The sequence below is a fragment of the Amycolatopsis sp. NBC_00355 genome (assembly GCF_036104975.1).
Taxonomy (GTDB): domain Bacteria; phylum Actinomycetota; class Actinomycetes; order Mycobacteriales; family Pseudonocardiaceae; genus Amycolatopsis.
Window position 1 is genome coordinate 389,332 of the sequence record NZ_CP107982.1, and the last position, 17,180, is coordinate 406,511.

3 protein-coding genes and 2 tRNA genes are annotated in these 17,180 nt (G+C 72.7%); 2 read left to right on the forward strand and 3 right to left on the reverse strand.

Going from position 1 to position 17,180, the window contains the following annotated elements; all coding sequences use genetic code 11:
- The first annotated feature begins 991 nt into the window (after window positions 1–991).
- The gene (locus OHS18_RS01550; protein ID WP_328615613.1) at window positions 992–14,113 is read left to right on the forward strand and encodes a hypothetical protein; all 13,122 of its coding nucleotides are present in this window, start codon (window positions 992–994) and stop codon (window positions 14,111–14,113) included.
- Window positions 14,103–14,609, forward strand: a complete 507-nt coding sequence (locus OHS18_RS01555; protein ID WP_328615614.1) for a type VII secretion system-associated protein — start codon at window positions 14,103–14,105, stop codon at window positions 14,607–14,609. Before OHS18_RS01550 ends, OHS18_RS01555 begins: the two co-directional genes overlap by 11 nt.
- A 93-nt stretch (window positions 14,610–14,702) precedes the next feature.
- On the opposite strand, the gene OHS18_RS01560 is transcribed toward OHS18_RS01555, so the two are convergent.
- The 3 genes from OHS18_RS01560 to OHS18_RS01570 form a co-directional block, all read right to left on the reverse strand.
- Window positions 14,703–16,979 (reverse strand): hypothetical protein, encoded by a 2,277-nt coding sequence (locus tag OHS18_RS01560; protein WP_328615615.1) that lies wholly within the window; start codon window positions 16,977–16,979, stop codon window positions 14,703–14,705.
- A 25-nt stretch (window positions 16,980–17,004) separates the two neighbouring features.
- Window positions 17,005–17,077: transfer RNA gene (locus tag OHS18_RS01565), tRNA-Lys, on the reverse strand.
- 9 nt (window positions 17,078–17,086) lie between these two features.
- Window positions 17,087–17,161 (reverse strand) — tRNA-Pro (locus tag OHS18_RS01570).
- Between the last annotated feature and the right edge of the window lie 19 nt (window positions 17,162–17,180).

Genomic DNA, 17,180 nt, shown 5'->3' on the forward strand with positions numbered 1-17,180 from the left:
CGCGGGCACTGGAACAAGCCCGTCGGGATCTGATACCACCACTACCTCCGCCCCCGATAGCTCGGGTATCACCGCTCCCGGTACCGGCCCGGGTGTGAACGGCGCAGGCACGAACCCGGCGGTCACGGGCAGCTCGAGTTTCGGCGCTCCGGGTACTGGACTGGGTACGAGTGGCACCGGCGCGAACTCTTCCGTCACGGGCAGCCCGGGGAACAACGGTCTCAGCACTCCCTCAAATCCGCCGGGAGCCGGCTCACCCGGAACCGGGGCGAACAACACCGCGGGTGGCAATCCCGCACCCGGCCCGAACGGGCGCCCGAACACCACCGAAAGTGGACTGTCGGGATTCACCCAGCCGGACACTCCGGCCTCCACGCCCGCGCCGCCGCCGGTGGCGGGAAGCGTCGGCGGGGTGGCTGCGGCGGGCTCGCCGACGCTGAGCCCCACAACCAGCCCCCAGCCGAACATGGGACCGGGAACCGACGGCGCACCCACGGCCGACGCCCACCCGACCCCCGACACCGGAGCTGCCAAGGTCGCTCCCGGGCCTGGAACGGCCCAGACCAGTCCCGAGCCGGCCACGGGAACCGGGCCGGCCAAGGGCAGCCCCGATCCATCAACTGGTCCTGGACCGGCGAAGGTTGATGCGCATCCGATGGTGGCCGCCGGGCCGGTCAAACCCGAGTCGACCACTGGCACAGGACCGGGCAAGGGCGATGCCCGGCCGGTCACGGGGCATGGAACGGTGAACGTCGGCCCTGCGGCGACTGGATCGGCCGAGACTGGGGTCAACCCGGCCACGGCGATGGGAAGTGCCAAGCCTGTTCCCGGGCCGGCCATTGGGACTGAGCCGGGCGGGGCGGTGACCGGGGCCGGGCCGGTCAAGGGTGGTCTCCGGTCGGCGACCGGAACCGGGCCGAACGAGGCAGGTCCCGGGGCGGCGACCGGGCCGAGCAAGAGCGGTGCCGGCACGGCGAGGCCCCGTCCGGTTGTGCCGCCCTCGCCGATCAAGACGGATTCCGCTCCCCGCTTTGTCACGTCTGAAGCGGGTGCGACCGCCAAGGACGGCGCGAAACCCGGGGTCACCAGGACGAACAGCGATCCGCAGGCGACGAACGCCGTCAAGAAGCCGGCCCTGACCGGCCACCAGAGCCCGGCCCAAGCGCCGCCCGAGGTCCACACCGGACAGTCCACACCGGAGACCGGGAAGACAACAGACACCCGCCGCCGGGACACCGCGCCGCCCGCGCGGCTGGTCTCCGAGCGCTTTGATCCCGCCAAGTCCATCGCGCGGCAATTCGAAGGCGACGGCCTCAAAGACGGTGAACTCGACGGCGCCATCACCCGGATCCGCTACGACGTCCGCCGCTACGAGACCGAGGACGGCGGCTGGGTCCGGGACTTCACCGTCCCGCTCGACCTGACCTCGAACTCCGGCTCCGTGACGCCCGAAGCTCGTGCCCAGCTGGCCGAAGACCTGCAGAGGCACCTCGACGCCACCGTCAACCAGGACAACCGCCTGCCCGGCGGGGACAAGCTGCACGTCACCGTCGACGTCCGAACTCCACAAAGGCCGGTCGACGGCGACTGGCAGAGCGACCACAACCGCGGCGTGCCGGTCGACGTTCACGACTCCACAGTGGACGGAAGCAGGCCCACCGATCAGACGCACTGGGACGTCCACGACGCCAAGACCGGTCTCACCCACGAGGTCATGCACTACCTCGGCCTCGGCGAGGGCTACCACGACGACCGGCTGCTCTTCCACCGCGCCGACCAGCCCGGCGTGATGGGGCCGGACGCCTGGACCGACTCGACGCTCACCGATCAGAACCTCGCCAAGATCCAGGAGATCTCGGACACCGCGCCGATCCGCGATCACCACCTCGGTGACCCCGGTGTCACGCCCGCGCCGCGCCCCGAACCTCCCACGGCGGAAACGACTCCGGCGCCGTCGAAACACCACACGCCGGCCCGGGCGCCCGTCACCGTCAACTCCGTCCAGGTCGACGATCCGCACCCCGGCCAGATCCTCGACCGGCGTGTCCTACCGCCGCCGCAGCACACCGTCCTCGGTGTGCACGGCATGGACCCCGTGCTCGTCGGCGGGGACACGCCGCACGGCAACTTCCGTGAGGCCGTTGCCGCCAGCCTGAACGACAACACGCCCAACGAGCACGCGCGCATCACCGACGCGCTCGACGCGAACAAGGACGAAACGAACCTCGACGCCCTCGCCAAGGCCGCCGACGTCCGGGTACACGTCCTGGACAGCAAGGGGAACTGGACCAGTCACGGCCCGGAGACCGGCCGTCCGGTCCACGTCCTGCGCACCACAGTGGACGGCAAGCCGACGTACCTCGGTACCAAGGAGAACGTCCACATCGGACGTCCACAAGTGAGCTACCCCGGCTCCACGGTGCTGCGCACCGGGGAAGGGCGCAAGGTCGTCCACCGCGGCGAGTTCGAGATCGAGACGGTCAAGGGAAACCACTACGTCCGGCTGTACACCGCGATCCTGACGCCGGCCGCGCGCGGTTCGGAGTTCAAGGACGTCCACCAGGACGCCGACGGCGGCGTTCGCCCGTTCAGCGGCGACGGCAAAGAAGGCTCCAAAGTCTTCTGGGTCGGCGGCGGCCGGCCCCTGCGGGCTCTGCAGTGGACCGCGAAGTACGAGCACGACGTCAACCGCAAGCCCGGGATGCAGCCGGTCCTGCGCTCGTTCCTCGTGCCGATCGACACGTTCACCAAGGTCAGCACCCAGGCCACCGTCGAGGCGCAGTCCCAGGGCAACAGCCTCTCGATGAACGTCGACCAGAACGGCGACACCAACCAGTTCGGCCTGCGCGGAAAGGACTTCGACGCGCTCCAGCAGGACGCGCTCAAGGGCTCGCTCGTCACGTACACCCCGGGCGGGCACGACCGGCAGATGCCCGACGTCGCGGGCCGCCAGGAGGACCTGGCCGACCTCTACCACCGGCTCGGCATCAGCCCGGACTTCGACTCCGCCGCGCTCGGCCGCGAGAACGACCCGTGGTTCAGCTGGACGCCGGACGGCCGCAAGTACTTCCGCAATGACCCCGCCGCGCTGCGCGGTCTCGCCAGGACGCTCGGAAACCACTACCACACCTGGAAGAACTCGCCCGACCTCTTCTTCTCCCCGGCCGGCGACAGCATTCCCGACGTCACCGTCAAGGAAGCCGCGGACAGCGAAGCGCGCCGCACCGAGGACATGAACGTCTTCCTCAACACCCACGGCCCCGGCCGCGCCACCGTCGGGCAGCTCTCCGACGGGATCGGCGCCGCGATCGACACCGCCGTCCGCCGGCACGCCCCCGACGGCGTCCCGGTGGGCGCGAAAGAGCTGAAGGACACCGTCTTCGGCGAGGTCAAGGACAGCCTGCAGGTCCCCAGCCAGGTGCTCACCGAAGCCGGCCCGGACGCGCGGCGCGACACCCTCGACAACATCCGCGCCGGGCTGACCGCGGACCCGCAGATCGCGACGCGGGCCGCGGACGCCGTCACCAAGGCCGTGACCGATCGCCTGACCGCCGAACTGGGCGACACCGGGACGTTCGCACCCGACATCGCGAAGATCGTCCACCAGACCGTGCACGACCACTTCGACGCCCTCAAGGGCGCCCGCGGGACCCAGCTCGACGGGCTCAAGAAGGGCAAGCGCGGTTACCTCAGCGGACCGCGCGGCGAAGCGTTCACCAAGGGGATCACCGACGACCTCGCCAAGAACGCCGCCCTCAAGAAGCTGCTCGCCAAACCGGGCGTCACCATCGCGCCGGACGTCTTCGCCGCGCAGCTCAAGGCCCAGGTCGTCCCGAAGGCGATGCACCCGGTCACGAAGACGTCGCTGGTCGGCCTCGACGCCGACGCCCTCCGCGCCCACTTCCAGGCCAAGCAGGACGACGTCGCCGACGCGCTCGCCAAGGAGCTGGGCCGCAAGAACGCGGGCAAGCTCGCCGACCCGGGCTTCCGGAAGACCCTCGTGAACGCCGTCGGCCCCGAGGTGCGCCACCCGGACCTGCTGGCGGACGCCCGGTTCGACCCGGCCGGCCGCGAGGACGCCGACGCCTTCATGGACCGGCTGCCCGACTTCGCGACCCAGGCGGAGATCGGCTCGGCCCTCGCCACCGACGAACGCCGCATCAAGACCGACTTCGACACCCGCGAAACCGACCTGACCGACGACGGCGTCGAGGGGACGCCGTTCGCGAACGAGTTCGGCCGCTGGCAGGCCGAGCACACACGGGGGTACACCCAGAAGAACGACCCCGCCGTGTTCACCCGGCACCAGACCGCGGGCCGCGACCTGGCCTCGACGATCCAAGACGCCCTGGCCGACCCGAAACCGGACTCCGCGAAGAAGATCGTCGACCAGCTGGTGTCCGATGTGGACTCCGAGGGCACCTTGGCCCGCAAGTTCGCCGAGACCGTCAAGCCGCAGAGCGACGGCCGGCCGGACCGCGCGCCGGGCCAGACGAAGCCGAACACCTTCGGCGAGCACGCCCAGATGGTGCTCAACCAGTACCTGAAACTGACCCAGGGCCACCAGGACGCGGACCGGTTCGTGCCGCGGGACGCGATCGCCAAGGCGATCCTGTTCCACGACGCCGACAAGGTCAACTCCAAGAACCAGTACGGCGACGCCCAGGTCAGTCACGACCGCGAGCCGGAGCACCGCGGCGCCGTCCGGCACATGAACCGCCACGAAGGGTTGTGGGCGGACAAGCGCGACTTCGAGATCGCCCGCGCGTTCGTCGACTCCGACCCGTTCGGCTTCTACTTCCGCGACATGGGAGTGTCCGCAACGGACGTGCACACGTTCGTCAACAGCCTCGCCCACCGCGTGAAGACCGCGGACGGGCGGCCGCCGAACGCGTCCGACGTCCGCGACCTGTTCCACGAGTTCCACCAGTACTACCAAGCCGACTTCTCCTCCTACAGCCAGCAGGCGAAGTTCGTCAACGACACCACCGGCGAGATCCAGGACGGCTACGACAAGCTGACCGGCCTCGCCGTCGAAAACGGCGACCACGTCCCGGTGCCGGGTGAGCACCGGTTCGCCTACTCGAACGAGCCCCGCGACGGCGGGAAGACGCCGTACGAACAGAAGTACCGGGAACTGGCGAAACTGTTCGACGACGCCGTGCACGACGGAACCGTGCTGGTCGGGGACACCGATCCCGGACCTGACGGCACCGATCGGGACTCCGCCCGCGGTGTCCGCGCCGTCCACGAGACGAACCCGCAGGCCAAGCCGACCGTGCTGGCCCGCGTCAAGCCGCGCGAGTTCAGCGCCGACGAGACCCGCGCGATCGACGACGCGCTCGAGCACTACGCGCCGATCCTCGGCGAGCGCCGGGCGAGCTCGAGCCGTGCGCACGCCGAGCAGGAGGTCCGGCACTTCGCCGCGGTGTCGTTCGGTGTCGAACGCGGCCAGATCGCGCCGACGGCTCGCGCGGAGTACCTGGCCTCGCACGGGACCGTGAACCTCTACGCGATGGGCGTGATCAACAAGGAGTTCGGCGGTGGCCACCGGGGTATCGAGGGCACAGTCACCCACGAACTCGCCCACGGTCTGCTGTCCTACGCCCTCGACGACTACGGCAAGCACGTCGGCAGCTGGAATCCCGACGGCTCGCCGCACCGCAGGCCCGGCGGCGAACCGCCGGCCGACCCGAAGATCCGTGACGACGTCGCCGACTTCAAGGCCGCCCTGAAGTCCTACCTGCTGGACCCGGACGGATTCGCGACACGCGCGCCGCGCCGCTCGCAGTTCGTGACCCAGCTGGCCCAAGCCAACCCGGACGTCTTCACCCGGCTCGAGAACGAGCTCTCCGGCAAGGCCGCCGAGCGGATCTTCAAGGAGCTGAAGGTCAGTCAGGCCGAGTTCAACGTCCACACCGGACACTGGGACGCCGACGGCTACCCGGCCTTCGACGGCGAACGCCCGATCAGCAAGTACGGCGCGACCAACGTCCACGAGGACATGGCCGAAACCGCCAAGTACTACTTCATGGACCCGGACACGCTGCGGCAGCACGCGCCGCGACGCGCCGAGTTCTTCGACCACCTGATCGCCGGCTGGGACCCGGCGCACCGCGACGACGTCCTGGTCGACGACACCCCGGACACCCGGCCGCTGCGGGCCCGGCTGCCGGAGTACGCGCGCGACGGCCGTGCCCTCGGCGCCCTCGCCCCGGTCGACGTCCGCGGTGCCGATGAGGTCGGCACGCGGATCGAGCAGCTGCTGAACCCGCTGGCCGATGGCCGGCCCGAGGGTGTCGACGCCATCACCGGCTCCTTGACGGGCGGGGGGTTCGAGTCGTTCCTCGGCGCGGGCAAGGCGTCGATGGTGCGGGTGGGGGAGAAGTGGTTCGAGGTCCGCGTCCAGGCCGAGCCGGACCTGCGCTCGGTCGCGGCGGACCGGATCACCGACGCGACGCCCGCGGCCGGCGACGTCACGAACAAGAACGAGACCACGCACGGTGACCCGAACGCCGACACCACGACGGGCAGTGTCGGCACGTCCGTGTTCTGGCTGTTCCCGGCCGGGCCCTACGCCTCGGTCGGCGCGTCGGCGCAGCTCGCCTCGCCCGCCATCGAGCACACCTCGACCAGCACCGGCACCGAGCAGCGGGTGATCCGTTCGGCCGGTGACCTCCAGAACGCCGAGGTCCCAGTGAAGTACCGGATCACCGTCACCACCCAGACCGGCGGGCGGACCGGGTCCGAAGTGGACGGCAGCGTCCGCCTCCTGGTGCCCACCGACCTCGCCGGACTGGAGTCGCACGAACCGAAGGACACGACCCCGCGCGACGACTGGGCCGAGCGCGTCGAGTTCCTCGCCCCGGAAGCCGTGCTCCTCGACGAGCAGGCGTTCTTCGACCAGGTCAGCGGCAAGCTGCACCCGTCGGTGACGAAGTTCGGCGCGCCGGGCCGCACCGCGTTGCGCGACTTCGTCAGCGGCGGTGGCCTGCGGCAGGTGCTCGGCACCGCGCTGTCCGGCTCACCCGTGGTGTCGAACGACCTGGCCAGCCCGCACGGCAGCTACCGCGAGGCCGTCGAGCTGCGGGCGAAGCCGACCGGCGTCGAGTTGCTCGGCACCGTGCCCGGCGACTCCGAAGTGAAGCTCACGGACTCCTCCGTCGCCGGTGGGAGCACGTCGGCCGCGTCCAAGTCCGGCGGCGAAATCAACGGGATCTTCGGCGGCGGCGCCTACATCCCCGGGGCCGTCGGCGGGGTCGCCGGGGTCAGCGCGAGCGCGTCGGCCAAGGTCACGCAGACGTCGCAGAGCGGCACGAGCGTCACCGCCAAGACGAACCTGAACGCCAAGGGCGACATCGGGCTGTACAAGGTGACTGTGGACCTGGCGGTGACGACATCGAGCGGTGAGACCGTCACCGTGCCGGCCACCGCGTATGTCCGCATGGGACTGCCGGAAGCGAAAGCGCAGGGGCTGCCGGTGCCGGACGGCACCCGCGACAAGGTCACGCCGGGGGAGCAGCGGTTCGAGCCGCCGTACCTGGCCGCGGCCGCGGCGGCCGGGCACGTCCGGGCGGGAACCTTCACCCCGGCGACTAAGGTCCAGGCCCAGATCGAGAACACCCTGCGGGAACGCCCGGGCTTCGCCAAGTTCCTGCCCCGCTTCGACATGTTCCAGCGGGACGTCTCGAAGGGCTCCGGCGCCGACACCGCCGAACGCCTGGGCAACCTCCGCAAGATCACTGCGAACTTCTCACCGGCCGCGCTGCGGTCCAGGATGGACGATCTGCTCGGGCCGGGCGTGTCGACGCAGCTCAAGCGGCGCGGCCTGTTCACCGACGAGTACCTGAGCGTCACCGTCAAGGCGAAGCTGTCGCCGGGCCGCCACCTCGGGCAGGCCACCGGCCGGTCGGTCAAGGGCGGCACCGCGACGTTGCCGACGCTGAGCAGCAGCACGACGACCGAGAAGGGCTGGAGCGTCGGCCTCGAAGGCCGGATGATGATCCCGAAGACGACGCCGCTGACGTCGCTCGGCATCAGCCCGACCGTCACGCCGGTGCAGTACTCCGACACCACGACGTGGAAGAACTCCGGCGGCCCGACCACCACGGTGACCACGGGTATCGGCGGGAGCCCGGACGCGCAGGTCTTCGAGCACGACGTCGAGTTCGAGGTCGAGATCACCAGCCACACCCGGCATCGCCCGTGGGTGAAGAAGCTGACGCCGGGATCGCCGTTCCGCCAGACGCCCCGTGTGTCCACAGTGGCCAAGACCGGCGACGGCCTGCCGAAGATCTCCGGCCAGGTCGACCTCTGGGTCAGCGACGGCTCGGCGCCGAAGACCGACCCGGCGCGGTTCGCGCCCGGCGAACCCTCGGCCGTCGACCTGGAGACCGCGCCCGAGCTCGACGCGCTGCTCGGGGCCGCCCGCCCGCCCGCGCCGAAGTTCCTGCACGTCGAAGCCGTCGCGAACACCGAAGCCCTGCGCGACGAAGCGGTCCGGCAGCTCGGCCGGGCCGCGGGCGGAGATGGCGTCCTCGGCCTGCCCGGCGGGGAAGCCCGCAAGCGGATCGACCGGATGTTCTCGCCGCAGACGTTCCGTTCCGGCCTGCCGCGCTTCCTGCGCCAGGGCGCGCGCTCGGGCGGGTTCCGCTACGAACGCCGGGTCGCCGACCGCGTCGGCGGCCTCGGGATGAACGTCGGGCTGAGCAACCCGAAGCTGATCATGACGTCCGAGGCGGGCGGCGGCGACACGACGTTCGCCGGCGGCACCAAGGCGGGGTACGAGAAGTCCCGCAAGCAGGCCGTCGAGGCGAACGTCCAGTTCGGCATGACGATCCGGCCCGACGGCAGCGACCCGCACGGCCAGGGGCAGCTCTACACCTCGGCCAAGTGGAGCCCGTGGAGCCGCACGAAGGGCACGTCGGCGGAGCTGAGCGCGAACGTCGACCACGTCCGCCGCGCGCCGTCGGACAGCCGGACCGTGCTGGTCCAGTACGACGCCGACGTGCGGCTCGTCGCCGAGACCCGGCAGGAGAGCGTCGTCAACGGCGGCAAGTCGCGCGCCGGGGCCGACGTCAAGCTGCCGGGCGCGGTGTTCGTCCGGATGACCGAAGACCAGGCCCGCGAGCAGGGCCTGCTCCCGCCACTCGAGCCGCGCACCCCGGCGCCCGGCGCGCTCACCGCGCCGGCGCTGGTCGGCGGCACGTCCAGCGCGCTCGGCGCGGCCGTCGTCGAGGACGCGCCGGACCTGAGCGGACTCATCCGCGACGCGCGCGCGACGCTCGGCAAGACCGGCGACCGGCTGCTGCCGAAGTCCGTGCTGGACGACTCGATGAACAACCTGCAGCGGATGCTGGACGCGGCGTCGCCCGAGAGCGTGACGTCCCTTGTGGACGGTGCGCTCGACGGCGGCGTGCCCCTGGTGCTGCACGACCCGGGTGTCGTCACGACCGACACCTACCAGGTGCTGCTCAAGGCGCGGATCACCGAGACCGAGTTCCTGGACGTCGCGCACGACGGCAGCGAGATCGACCACGCCGTCAGCGCGACCGCGACGGCCAAGGAGACCGCGGGCCACGGTTCGTCCTACGGCGGCCAGTTCCGCGGCGCCGGGCGCGGCTTGTTCGCCGACAGCCACGCCAAGGTCAGCGGTTACGACGGTGTCTACAAGGGAGTGTCCGGGACCCGCACCAAGAGCGACCAGACGACCGCGACCGGCACGAAGACGACGTCGAAGACGGCGTCCTCGAGCGGACCCGCGGTGCGGTACCGCGCGAAGGTGACGTTCGACTTGGTCGTCACGCGCGGCGACCAGGCGTTCCCGGTCACCTCGCAGAACGCCGGCCTCGTCGTCCGGGCGGCCGCCGACGACCAGAAGATCAGCACCGGGTCCGTCCCGAAGGACCACAACGCGGCGGCGACGACCGTCAAGAACTTCGGCGACGCCGACCTGAAGATCTGGCAGGACGGAGGGCACGGCGCGCTGCCGCCGTCGGCGACGACCGAAGGCCTGCGCGGCGCCGCCGAGGTGCGCGCCGCGGCCCGGCAGGCGTTGCGGACCGCCGGCGCGCGCGACGGCCTGATCGGCAACACCACCCTCGCGTCCGCCGTCACCAACGAGATGCTCCAGGCGAACCTGCCGGACCTGGTCAAGGGCCCCCTGGAAGTCCCCGAGCTGCACGAAGGCGCCGTGCTGCGCAACGGCCACGGCACCGTGAAGGTCTACGCGCGGGTCGTCAACCCGAAGCTCGCCGGGCTGAGCGACAGCGTCAAGCTGGAGCACTCGGCGACCGGGACGGTGACGTTCACGGGCGAGGCCAAGGCGACGTCGAGTTCCGAGCAGCAGCACAACCTCGGCGGCGGCGGGGTTACGGACCCCGGGCAGAACGCGCACTCGTGGGGCGGCCTCGACACCCGCTCGCCCGACGCGAGCACCGACCCGACGTCGTCGACGTCGGCCGGTGATCGGTCGGTGACCGGCAAGCCGAAGGGCCGCACCGGCCTGGTCGGCTTCGACGTCGAGTACCGCGTGGTCGCCGACCTCGGCGGCGGGCGGACCGCGGCGGTCGAGGTGAAGGTGCCGTCGTCGGCGCTGGTGCGGATGACCGACGCCGACGTCGAGGCGTTCCTGCACGCGCAACTGCCGGACCCGCTGACCCGGGCCCAGGACGCGGTGAAGGACGCGGCCGAGGCGTGGCGCACCGCCGAGGAGGCCGTCGATCAGGCCCAGCGCGGCGCCGACGATCGGTGGCTGGACCAGCGTGAAGGCTCGCGTCGATTGGCCGAAGACGGCCCCGCGCTCGGCGTCGACACCGCGGACGACGCCGTCCGAGCCCTGCGGGACGCGCTGGCCGCGGCGGAGACCGATGCCCGCGACGCCGGGGCGCGGCTGCGCGCGGGCAACGCGGAGATCTCGCGGCTCAACGACGTCGCCGACCAGGCGCTGACCCTGGCCGCGGCCGCCGAACCCGGCTCCGGCGAGCAGCGGGGGTTCCTCGCCACGCACGGCAAGGCCCTGGAGGACGCGGCCGCGATCCGGGCCGTGCAGCCGGACCTGACCCGGGCGCGTGGTGCGGCCCAGGACCGGGCCGAACGCCTCGCCGCCGTGCTCGACGAGCACCGCAACGACCGCGCCGACCAGATCTCCCGCCGGGAGGCCGCGCTCGACGAGGTCGCCGACGCCCGGCGTCAGGCCGACGAAGCCCGGCAGACGTGGTGGGACGCCAAACGGGAACTGGACCGGCAGATCGAGGCGTTCAATCCGTCCACTGTGGATGCCGAGCTGGCGCAGGATTCCGTCACCGGCGTCGACACCGGGACCGGCCTGCCCTACGACTTCGACGTCTCCCAGATCGAAGCCCGCCCGGTCACCGACCGGTCCGGCCGCGTCGTCGCGGTGTCGTTCCTGCCCGCCGCCGAGCACACCGCCGGCATCGAGCGCGACTGGGCGGACGATCACGCCGACACCGTCGGCTCCCTGCCCGAAGGCGCGACGCCGGAGCGGACCGCGCCGCTGCTGCGTGACGCCCGGGAGAACGGCGCGAAGCCGGACCTCGACGGGCGCGCGTTCGGCGAGTGGGCGTCGCAGAGCCCCGCGCCGTGGGATCCGGGGACGCTGTTCGTCATGGCCCACGGCCGGCCGCAGTCGGTGAAGCTCACGCTGCTGGGCGGGCGGGCGGTCCGCGTCGACGGCGCGGCGTTCGCGAAGATCCTCGCCGCGTCGAAGCCGTTCGCGCAGGCGGCCGGGTCCGGGCGGCCGTCGATCACGCTCATCGCGTGCAGCACCGGCAAGCTCGACGGCCCGGGCGGGCTCGCCCACGACTTCCAGCGCGCGTTGGCCGACCTCGGCGGGCCGCTGCAGGTGCACGCGCCGACCGAGCCGGCGTTGTTCGGCCGCCCGTCGGCGACCTTGGGCCAGGCGACCGGCGCCGCGCACGGCTTCACGACGGTGACCGACGGCGGGCACTTCGCGACCTTCGGCGAGCGGTTCAGGGGAGAACCGGCCGATCAGCCGGGGACGACCGTCGAGTTCGACGCGCTCACCGCGACGCCGCTGCGGGACGCGTCCGGCGACGTCCGCGGCGTGAGTTTCCTCGAGCCGGACGAGGCGGCGAAGGTGCAGGCCTGGCTGACGCAGACCACGGGCGAGAACCTCATCGTGGAAGCCGCGCCGGACGAGATGCGGGACTTCGCGGCCGGCTCGCGGCCGTCGTTGCGCGGTCGCGGGCCGGGGGAGGGCGGCGTGCTGGTGCGGGCGCCGTGGGCGGACGAATTGGCGCGGGGGACGACGTTCCTCGTCACCGGACACGGTGAGGAGACCCGCGCGAAGGTCTTCGCCCAGGTCGGCGGCAAGCGTCGCGCGGTGTACGTCGACGGCGCCACCCTGGCCCGGCTGGTGACGTCTTCTTTCGGTGCCACACGACCGGAATCGGTGACGCTCTTCCCGTGCGCCGCCGGCCGCCGTCGCGGGCCGGGTGGTGTCGCGTTCGACTTCCACGCCGCGTCCGGCCTGCCGGTGCACGCCGCGACGGACTCGGTGCTCGCCAACCGACGTGGTGACGACGAGCCCTCGGCGCCGCTGTTCGGCGCCACCGACGACGCGTTCACGGCCGTCGTCCGCGGCGGCCACTGGACGACGTTCGGAAAGCCCGCCGACCCGGGTGCGGTCGTCGCGGAACTGGCCGAGGCGGTGGCCAAGGACTGGCGGTACGCGCGTCCGGAGCCGACGTCGGGGCCGGTGCCGCTGGCCGACCGCGCCCGGACCCTGGAAGTGGTGCGGGAAGCCGTCGCGACCACCCTCGCCCTGCGCGACCCGGCGCCGGTGCTGGCGCAGCACGAACAGCCCGACGTCCTCCGCGCGGTCGTCGACCGGCACCTCGGGTACCGGGACACGGACCTGGCCGCCGGCGCCCGCGAACTCGCGCGGGCGGTGCTCGTGGCCGACACCGGCGACGGTCCGCTGCCCGCCATCAGCGTCACCGGAACGGGCGCCGGTCCGGTCGCGAAGGCCTTGGCCGGACACCTCGATCAGGCTCTCGGGCACGACGTCCTGGCGCGCGTACCGGTGAAGATCCGCGGCGGCGACGGCGGGCACGTCGAGATCTCCTTCGCCTCGACACGGCTGCGTGTCGACCCGGCGGTCGGCGAGATCGTCGGGCGGCTGCGTTCCGGTCTGCCGGTGGTGCGGCTGGACAGCGTCGCCGACGACGTCGAGGCGCACGCCGATCCCGGTCTGGTGTGGACTTCGGTGCTGGCGCAGGTCTCGGCGTTCCCGGGGGTTACGCACGTCGTCGACCGGCGGTTCGACCCGGTGTCGGGGAAGTGGCGCCCGGTCGGACCGTCCATTCGGGACTTCTTCCCGGGCGTGGGCAAGGGTGAGTGGCGGGACGGGCTGGTGTACCGGCCGCTGGGTCCGGTCGTGTCGCCTCCGGAGACGGCCCGCTCGCTCGCCGAGTCCATTGTGGAGCGTGTGCGGGACGGCTTGCCCGCGCCCGTCGTCCCCGAGGTTCTGGCGGCCGACGTCCAAACCGAACTGCTCGCGTTGACTCCGCCTGGTGCGGCTCCCTTCGTGGTCGACGATTCGGCGAGCCCGGCCGACGCGGCGGCCGCGGCCGGGCTGGCCGCCGAGTTCGCGGTGCTGCAGCTGCACGGCGTCACGGACACTGTCGTCACCCGGGACGACGTCCTGGAGATCGCGGCCCGGGTGGCCGGCGGCCTGGACGTCGGCGCGGCCGCGGCCGCCGTCGACGCCCTGGCCAGGCACGATGCGTTGCGGCCGGGCTTGGTGACCGTCGCGGTGGACGCCGTCCTGTCGTCGCCGGACCTCGAGGCGCGGGCCGGCGAAGTCGCGGCGGTGCTCCGGGAGCCGGCCGGCGGGGAGCTGCCCGTGGAGGTCATGCGCGAAGCGGTGCGCGGGGCGCTGGAGGGGCGCGTGGAGGCCACGCGGCGGGCACTGTGGCTGATGCGGCGGTTCCGCGTCACGAACCTCGCGTGGCTCTACCGGTGGCGGATCGCGGAGGGCGTGCGACGCTATCAGGAGCAGGAGAAGGCCGCGTCGGAACGATCGGCCCGGTTGACGGCCGCGGTGGGAGGGGTGCGTGATGACGGCTGAGAAGTGGGTGCTGCTGGTCGACCCGGCCTGGTCCCCGGAGCCGTCGGCGCCCGACCGGACCCACGTGGTCGGCGGCTGGCCGGCGCTGGCCGACGGCTCGATCGGGGACTTCGAGCCGAACCCGGCGTACGAGCCGTCGGGCCCGGACAGCCCGGCGGACCCCCTGGACGCGGTGCTGCGCCTGCTGTCCGCCGGCGACGCGGAGTTCGAGCAGGTGGCGTCGGTGTTCCGCCAGGTCACCACCGCGGTGGCCCTGGACGCGACCGGCTCGCCGCTGACGGCGCCTTCGCCTGATGGAGTGCCGTGCCTGTTGGTGGCCACGGCGCCCGCGCACCGCGGCCGCGTCCGGACGGCGGGCTGGCTCGCCGTGGACGCGGAGGAACTGGCGGCGCTGCTGTCGGCCCGTCCGGGCACGGACCTGCTGCTCAACCCGGGCGCGGTCGGCTGCACCCGCCTGCCGGCGGACACGGTCCGGGACCTCGCCTCGCGGTCGTAGCCCTCGAAAGCCGTGAATGGCACATCGAGGGACTCAGAGTCCCTCGATGTGCCATTCACGGACTTGGCGGCGGGCGGGTCGCAGGCGGGCGGGTCAGCGCTGGTGGAGGCCGGCGGCACGCTCCGGCAGGCACCAGTGCGTGCCGGTCGTCCAGCCGAGGAACCGCCGTCCCGCACCGTCCGCGGTGGTGCCGGACTCCGTGAAACGGCCACCCGCCACCACCTGCGCGAGACCCGCCACCGCCGGGCCGAAGCGGTCCTCCAGGCCGGCCCGCGCCACCTGCTCGCCGAGCCGGTCCACCGCCGCGCGCTGGGCCGGCTCGTCGCAGAAGCTCAAGAAGTACAGCGCCTGACGCCAGGCGTAGGCGGCGTTCTTCACCGTCTGCAGGGCCGCGTGGTGGTTGTCGACGCGCATCGCCAGGCGGCGGACCACCCAGGTGAACACCCCGTCGGCCAGCTCGGGCGCGGACGCGCGGAGCCCGGGCCGCAGCGCCAGCGTGTCCACCAGGACGGCGAGGTTCTGCGTCGTGAGGATCTGGCTCTGCTCGAGGACCGTGCCGTTGGCGGCCACCGAACCGAACCCGCGCTTCGGGCGGGCCTCCTCCGCGCGTGCGACGCAGACCGCGGCGAAGTCGTCCGCGGTCTGCTTGCCGAAGGCACGGGACCAGCGCGGGCGCGGGGCCGCCGGCCACGTCGCCGGCAGGTCGTAATAGCGCGCGTAGAGCGTGCCCGCCAGGGCACCGCCGGCGATCTCCGCCGCCGCGCGCCACTTCGCCGTGAACGTGCCCGTGAAGATGTCCGCCGCGACCTCCTCCACCAGCGGCATCGGCGTTCCGGCCTGCTTCGCCAGCGCGCCCAGCTCCCGGACCAGGGTGTTCGGCAGGATCGCCTGCGGCCACGACCCGAGCGCCAGCAGCACCGTCTGCGTCAGCGTGTGCCGCGCCGCCCGGGCGGCGTCCGGACGGTGCGCCCGCAGCGGCTCGAGCGCGCCGATCCACGGCAGCTCCTCGATGCGGACCTGGTGCTCCAGGTCGAGCAGCAGCAACCCGCGACGGCGCCGGAACGCCGCGTACGTCTGCGCGTACAGCGCCGCGAGCCGGTCGTCCTCGAGGTTGGCGGCCAGCAGCTGCGCGGTGATCTGCGGCAGGACCGTCGCCAGCACGTCGGCCGACGTGATCACGTCGCGGGCGACCAGCTCCTCGATCGGCGCCTCCCACGCCCGCACGACCTTCGCGGCGAGGTGCGCGGGAGCCTCTCCGATGACCTCCTCGACCTCCGGGAGACCGCCGTCGGCGGGGTAGCGGTCCAGCCGTCCGGCCAGCGCGGCCGCCAGCTCGGCGTACGTCGGCCGCGCCGCGACCGTCGCCTGCACCGCACGCACCGCCGCGCGCGCTTCCGACCCCGGCGCACCGTGCTTGGTGACGGTGTTCGCCAGGGCACGGCGGATCCAGCCGACGTCCCGGCCGGTCAGCTCGGCACTGTCGTGCTCGCACGCCAGCAGCGCGCGGTGCAGCCGCGCGAAGTTGCTCTTCGGGTGCGTGTGGGCGGTGGACGCGGTGTGCCGCGCGCTCGCCGTCGCGTGATCAGCGAGCCACCGCGCACGCCGGCGAGCCCAGTCCTCCGGCCACTCGCGACACGGCCAGCCGCCGCTCACCGAGCCATCCTCGGCCAGCCGCGGCAGGTCGCCGTCGACGGTGTCGCACCACAGCGCGACCAGCCGGTCGAAGAGCGGGTGCCACACCTTCAGCGTCTCCTGCATCGCCGCGATCGCAGGCGTGGTGGCGGCCGCGCGCAACGTCTCCCGGACTTCGCCGACCGTGCTCAGCCGCACCAGCGCGCCCGCCGGCCGCGGCGTGGCGCCCGGCACGGGTGCGAGGCGCAGGCGGTGCAGCAGCGGGCGCAGCTCGGCGACCAGGTCGAGCGCGGCTTCGGCGTGCCCGTGGTCCAGCAGCCAGGCGACGATCGGCAGCGCGGCGTCCTCCGGCACTTCCACCCGGTAGGTCTCGGTGGCCAGCGCGGACCGCAGCGCGGCGAGACCCGCGTCGGTGAGGTACCAGAGGTTGAGCCGCTCGCGGTCGGTCGTGCCCGGCCCGGCGGCGGGCAGGGCGGCCTCGGCCGGGTGCAGCGGGACTTCGGCGACGTACCGGCCGGTGGCGAACCCGCCGTGCGTGACCTCGAGGGTCACCCACGCCGGGGTGTCGGCGACCGGCGTCCGCGAGCCGATCCGCAGCGTGCCGTCGGTTATCCCGGTCAGGACGTCCTGCCACCGCCCGGCCTTCGCCCGGGCACGGGCGCGCGTCGCACCGTCCTTTGCGGACGCCGCGGTGCGCAGCGCCCGTTCGAGCTGCCCGTAGGCGTAGCCGGTGGCCATGTGGATTCCCCCTGGTGAACACGAGACTTGGAGGCAGGGCTCGAACCTGCGCCCTCCCGGATAAGAGCCGGGTGTTCTGCCTGCTGAACTACTCCAAGGTGCGGGGGTGGACACGGAGGCGGGACTCGAACCCGCGCCCTCCCGGTCCCGAGCCGGGTGATCTGCCGCTGAGCTACTCCATGCCGCTGCCCGCGGGGGGAA